5 protein-coding genes are annotated in these 4,857 nt (G+C 50.9%); 1 reads left to right on the top strand and 4 read right to left on the bottom strand.

Annotated features, from left to right (window positions below; genetic code table 11):
• Window positions 1–92 precede the first annotated feature (92 nt).
• Window positions 93–1,214, bottom strand: coding sequence for an aldo/keto reductase (locus ACTS3T_RS15715; RefSeq protein ID WP_377963548.1), 1,122 nt, complete (start codon window positions 1,212–1,214; stop codon window positions 93–95).
• The gene (locus ACTS3T_RS15710) at window positions 1,214–1,717 is read right to left on the bottom strand and encodes a bifunctional nuclease family protein (RefSeq protein ID WP_377963550.1); all 504 of its coding nucleotides are present in this window, start codon (window positions 1,715–1,717) and stop codon (window positions 1,214–1,216) included. The genes ACTS3T_RS15715 and ACTS3T_RS15710 overlap by 1 nt, the downstream gene beginning before the upstream one ends.
• 335 nt (window positions 1,718–2,052) lie before the next feature.
• On the opposite strand from ACTS3T_RS15710, the gene ribE reads away from it, so the two are divergent.
• Window positions 2,053–2,736, top strand: coding sequence for a riboflavin synthase (gene ribE, locus ACTS3T_RS15705; RefSeq protein WP_377963552.1), 684 nt, complete (start codon window positions 2,053–2,055; stop codon window positions 2,734–2,736).
• A 28-nt stretch (window positions 2,737–2,764) separates the two neighbouring features.
• On the opposite strand, the gene ACTS3T_RS15700 is transcribed toward ribE, so the two are convergent.
• Together ACTS3T_RS15700 and psbC are read right to left on the bottom strand one after the other, a co-directional pair.
• Window positions 2,765–3,268, bottom strand: coding sequence for a pentapeptide repeat-containing protein (locus tag ACTS3T_RS15700; protein WP_377963554.1), 504 nt, complete (start codon window positions 3,266–3,268; stop codon window positions 2,765–2,767).
• A 149-nt stretch (window positions 3,269–3,417) separates the two neighbouring features.
• Window positions 3,418–4,800 carry a photosystem II reaction center protein CP43 gene (gene psbC, locus ACTS3T_RS15695; RefSeq protein WP_377963556.1) on the bottom strand — a complete coding sequence of 461 codons (1,383 nt, stop codon included), beginning with the start codon at window positions 4,798–4,800 and terminating at the stop codon, window positions 3,418–3,420.
• Window positions 4,801–4,857 lie beyond the last annotated feature (57 nt).

Here is a 4,857-nt window from a genome sequence, read left to right as displayed (position 1 = left end):
CTTGAGCAAAGCTCAGTTTAGCGCCTGCCAGGGTCAGAACCATCAGCCGCTAGACTGATAGCCCCAACTCTAAACCGCCATAAATCTTCCATTTATCCCCACAAGCGCCGCCGCTCTGGCCCTTTGAGCCTTTCATGGGTATCTCGCAGCAGTTGGGGAATATCGAGCTGTTGCGGACATCGCGGCAGGCAATCGCCACAGTCGGTGCAGCGGTTGGCTTTTTGTCCCGGAAACCAGTGACCAGCGTTTTCAAACATGCGGTAGCGGTACTGGCCATATTCACTCATTTCATAAGCAACGGCCAGATTGCGCAATCGCAGCACTTCAGGAATCTGAATACGCTCTGGGCAAGGCAGGCAAGCATAACACTGAGCGCAGCGATCGCGACCCAAAGTTTCTAGTGGCTGCTGATCTAATCGCGCTAGCGCCGCCATTTCTGCTGGCGTTAGCGTAGCCTCTAGATCGGCTACGGCAAGTGATTCGTCTAGCTCAGCGGCGTTGGCAGGGCCAAAGCTGAGGGTCGTCAGACGGCGATCGCTGAGCAGCCAGCGATAGGTTAGCGCCAGCGGCGAGAAGGGATCGCACAGCGCCTTTAACCGATCTGGCGGGGTGTAAAGCAGCCCACCTTTATCCGCCGGAGAAATAATAAAAATGCCCAGGTCTTGCTGCTGAGCCAGGGCGATCGCCGCTGCGTGACGCTGAAAAAAGTAGTAATAGTGCAGATTAACAAACTCAAAATATCCAGTCTGAATCGCGGCTAAAATCAGCGCCAGTGAACCATGCGTTGAAAAGCCGACATGGCGAACGCGACCATCGGCTACAGCAGCCTCAACCGCTTTTAGAGACGAGTGTACCTGAGTCAAATGGGCTGGCGTGTTGATGCCATGTAGGGCTAAACAGTCGAGATAGTCCGTTTGAAGCCGCGCCAGTGAGCGATCGATTTGCCGATCTAACTCAGCCGCCTCAGCAGTTGGCGGAATTTTAGTCGTCAGGTAAAGCTGCGATCGCCTCCCTATTTGACCAGATTGCAGCAACCTGCCCAAATAGCGCTCACTTTCGCCATATCCCTGCGCCGTTTCTAGGTGATTGATCCCGCGGGCAACGGCTACCGTCACCGTTTGCTGAAAAACCGCCTCAGACGCGAGGCAACGCATGGTACCCAGAGAAAATACGGAAAGCTTTAGGTTAGTTTTACCAAAGCGGCGATATTGCATTAAGAATCGCTGCTAATCGATCGCCCGTGCTGAGAAAAATCCGAAGGATTCAGGTTAGAGATGAAATCATGAAAGGCTCGTTTTTCGGCTTCGTCTGCATCGCGATCGACGGGAATAGAGGCATCAGCGACGACTTCTTCCATCACCCAAATGGGTGAGTCAGTGCGCAGCGCGATCGCGATCGCATCGCTAGGGCGGGCATCGATTTCCTTTTTCTCTTCACCTTTCGTTACCTTAAGAACCGCATAGAAAGTGTTATCGCGCAGGGCATGAATAACCACCTTCTCTAGTTCCATTTCCCATTCGTCAATCAAGCTGACAAACAAATCGTGGGTCAAGGGTCGAGGAGGAGCCTGATTTTCTAAGGCGCTGATGATGGACTTTGCCTGATCGGGCGCGATGTATATCGGCAAGGCACGCCTTTCGGAGGCATCTCTGAGTAACACAATCGGACTGCGAGAAACTGCATCAAGGGCAATTCCAGCAACTTTCATCTCAATCATGGGATTCGCCTCTAGACTCCGGAGCGGGGAAAGTGAGCTTGTGGTTACTCAGTGGACTAGATCCATATCTTAAGCCAGGATTTACTGCCTATCCGCAGCTAGTAAAAATACTCTAAGAAACTAAAATTCTATACTTATCTCAATCAGCCAGTTTCGCTCAGTCAGCTATATCGATATGATAAAAACGAAGCACTCGTGGTAGAGCAGTAGACTGTGCATTGTGGATCCAGTCTTACCCTCTAAGTTGAGTCTGCCTAACAATTTCCAGTATGCCCCGGACTCCGTAGGGATGGGCAAGATTGCTGAGAGAATTTACCCTTTCTCACCGAAAATTTGTGTTTACTGGCCTTATCCAAACTCTGGGGATTTTATCTCACCCCTACCCAGAGCAGTTAAAAATTACCTGCCCCCACAAAGGCGGCGATCGCCTGCTACAAACCTTGGAATATGGCGATAGTGTAGCGGTTGATGGAGTTTGCCTGACGGTTGAAACCATTTTGTCTCAGGGTTTTACGGCTTCCGCCTCACCCGAAACCCTCAACCGCTCCATTTTGGGTCAGCACAGCGAAGGAACATGGGTTAACCTAGAAACTTCGCTCAGAGTCGGCAGCAAAATTGGTGGACACTTTGTTACTGGTCATGTAGACGGTAGCGGCCAGCTAAAAAAGTCTGTTCAGGTAGCTAACGCCTGGGAAATGAGCTTTAGCCTGAGCGATTCGCGAGTCGCTCGGTACATCGTGCCTAAGGGCAGCATCGCTGTCAATGGGGTCAGTTTGACGGTATCAGACTGCGGCTCCAGTGGAGATTGGTTTACCGTAGCTGTGATCCCCGTAACCTATGCAGAGACGAATCTTCAGTATCTACAACCGGGTGATTGGGTAAATTTAGAAGGCGATATTTTAGGCAAGTACGTCGAAAAGTTTGCTTTTTTAAGAGCGCAAGGCGATCGCCCGATCTGCCAGCCTCAGCCAGATTTAGATATCACCTCTGACTTTCTCAGCGAGCACGGTTACCTGTAAGTCTATTCCCGCTTTAGGTTATACCCAATTAAGGGCAAAAGAGCGTTGCGCGAGTGCTGCGCCCGGTTACCGGATTAGTCCCTGCCGCTACCTGGCACAACTGGTCATTCGTTTTGGGATCTAAAAGCACATCCGTAAAGTCAGCCCCTTCAATCACTGCCTGCCGAAAGTCTGTATTAAAAGCGTAGGCTCCTTCGAGAATAGCATTGGTCAAATTGGCCTGAATCAGCCGCGCCCCATCTAACGTAGCAAATCTCAGATCAGCCCCCTCCAGGTTAGCTCGCGCCAGGGTAGTGTCAAACAAGCGCACGCCTTGCAGGTTTGCAGCCTTTAAATTAGCATCGGCCAAATCAGCGCGGGTGTAGTCATTGCCCCGCAGATCTTGCCCAGAAAAATCTTGCATGCGTAAGTTTTGCCGATCAAAGCTTTCCGCCGCCGCAACGGGCAGCCAACTTGTCCAAGCGATCGCAATTGCGATCGTCACCAAAATCACTCGAGTGACGCTCTGGAACAGTTGTGACCTTTGCCGCATAGTTCTAATGCCTCAGATTCTCTAGATCAGCTAGGTTCTAGATCGATCCTACTAGGAAGCTGACACACTTTGAATAGCGAAAAGGCTTTCGTTCTTAGAACGAAAGCCTTTTATCAGTTGCTTAAGCGTTTGGCTGAAAGCCTAATCGCTTAGTCAAGATCGGGCATAGACAAAACGGGTTCAGCTACCCGATCAAGTCCTTTCTCAAAGCCAGCCTCAGCAGCACGGGCACGGCCTGCATGCCAGAGGTGACCAATTAAGAAAAAGAAACCCAAGACAAAGTGAGACGTAGACAACCACTGGCGAGGATTCACGAAGTTAACCGAGTTAATTTCAGTGATAATGCCACCTACCGAGTTGATAGAAGCGTTAGGTGCATGAGTCATATACTCAGCCGCCCGACGAATCTGCCAAGGTTGAATATCGTTTTGCAGCTTCTCAAGATCCAAGCCATTGGGGCCGCGAAGCGGCTCTAGCCAAGGACCTTGGAAATCCCAAAACCGCATGGTTTCACCACCAAAGATGATCTCGCCAGTCGGAGAGCGCATCAGGTACTTACCCAGACCCGTAGGCCCTTGAGCCGCTCCAATATTGGCACCCAAGCGCAGGTCACGCACCAAAAAGGTCATCGCCTGAGCTTGAGAAGCTTCTGCATTCGTCGGCCCATAAAACTCACTGGGATAAGCAGTGTTGTTGAACCAGACGTAGCAAGAAGCAATAAAGCCCATTAGGGAAAGGGCACCCAAGCTGTAAGAGAGATAGGCTTCACCAGACCAGATGAACGCACGGCGTGCCCAACCAAAAGGCTTGGTGAGAATATGCCAAATCCCGCCAGCGATACAAATAAGACCAATCCAGATGTGGCCACCAATGATGTCTTCCATGTTATCGACACCCACAATCCAGCCCTCCCCACCAAAGGGAGAAGCGACTAAGTAGCCAAAAATGGTGGCAGGGTTGAGCGTTGGGTTGGTGATCACGCGAACGTCACCACCGCCTGGTGCCCAAGTGTCATAAACACCCCCCAGGAAACAAGCTTTGATCACCAGCAAAAAGGCACCACACCCCAGCAAAATCAGGTGGATACCGATGATGGTGGTCATCTTGTTTTTGTCCTTCCAGTCGTAACCAAAGAAGGAAGAATATTCTTCTAGCGTTTCAGGGCCACGGACGGCATGGTAAATACCCCCCAAACCTAAAACTGCCGAAGAAATCAGGTGAAGAACCCCCACAACAAAGTAGGGAAAAGTATCAATCACTTCTCCACCAGCCCCTACACCCCAGCCCAAAGTGGCTAGGTGAGGCAGCAGAATAAAGCCTTGCTCGTATAGAGGCTTCTCAGGTACAAAGTGAGCAACCTCAAACAGAGTCATAGCACCAGCCCAAAAAACGATTAGGCCAGCGTGGGCAACGTGAGCGCCCAACAATTTACCGGACAAATTAATCAAACGTGCATTACCAGACCACCAGGCGAATCCAGTTGATTCCTGGTCGCGGCCAGCAATGTAAGAGTTACTAGAGAGCGTTACCACGTGGCAGTACCTCTTCGGGGAATACAAACTTCTCATGCGGTTGGTCGGTCGGTGCCA

Source organism: Almyronema sp. (assembly GCF_052168255.1).
GTDB classification, from domain to species: domain Bacteria; phylum Cyanobacteriota; class Cyanobacteriia; order Phormidesmidales; family Phormidesmidaceae; genus Sphaerothrix; species Sphaerothrix epifaneia.
The sequence above is the reverse complement of the archived record's forward strand: the minus strand, read 5'-3'. Positions and strand labels throughout refer to the sequence as shown.

What these genes read in the sequence shown, in the direction of transcription:
- ACTS3T_RS15715 (WP_377963548.1), bottom strand. Translation starts at nt 1,214, where the DNA reads ATGCAATATCGCCGCTTTGGTAAAACTAACCTAAAGCTTTCCGTATTT.
- ACTS3T_RS15710 (WP_377963550.1), bottom strand. Translation starts at nt 1,717, where the DNA reads ATGATTGAGATGAAAGTTGCTGGAATTGCCCTTGATGCAGTTTCTCGC.
- ACTS3T_RS15700 (WP_377963554.1), bottom strand. Translation starts at nt 3,268, where the DNA reads ATGCGGCAAAGGTCACAACTGTTCCAGAGCGTCACTCGAGTGATTTTG.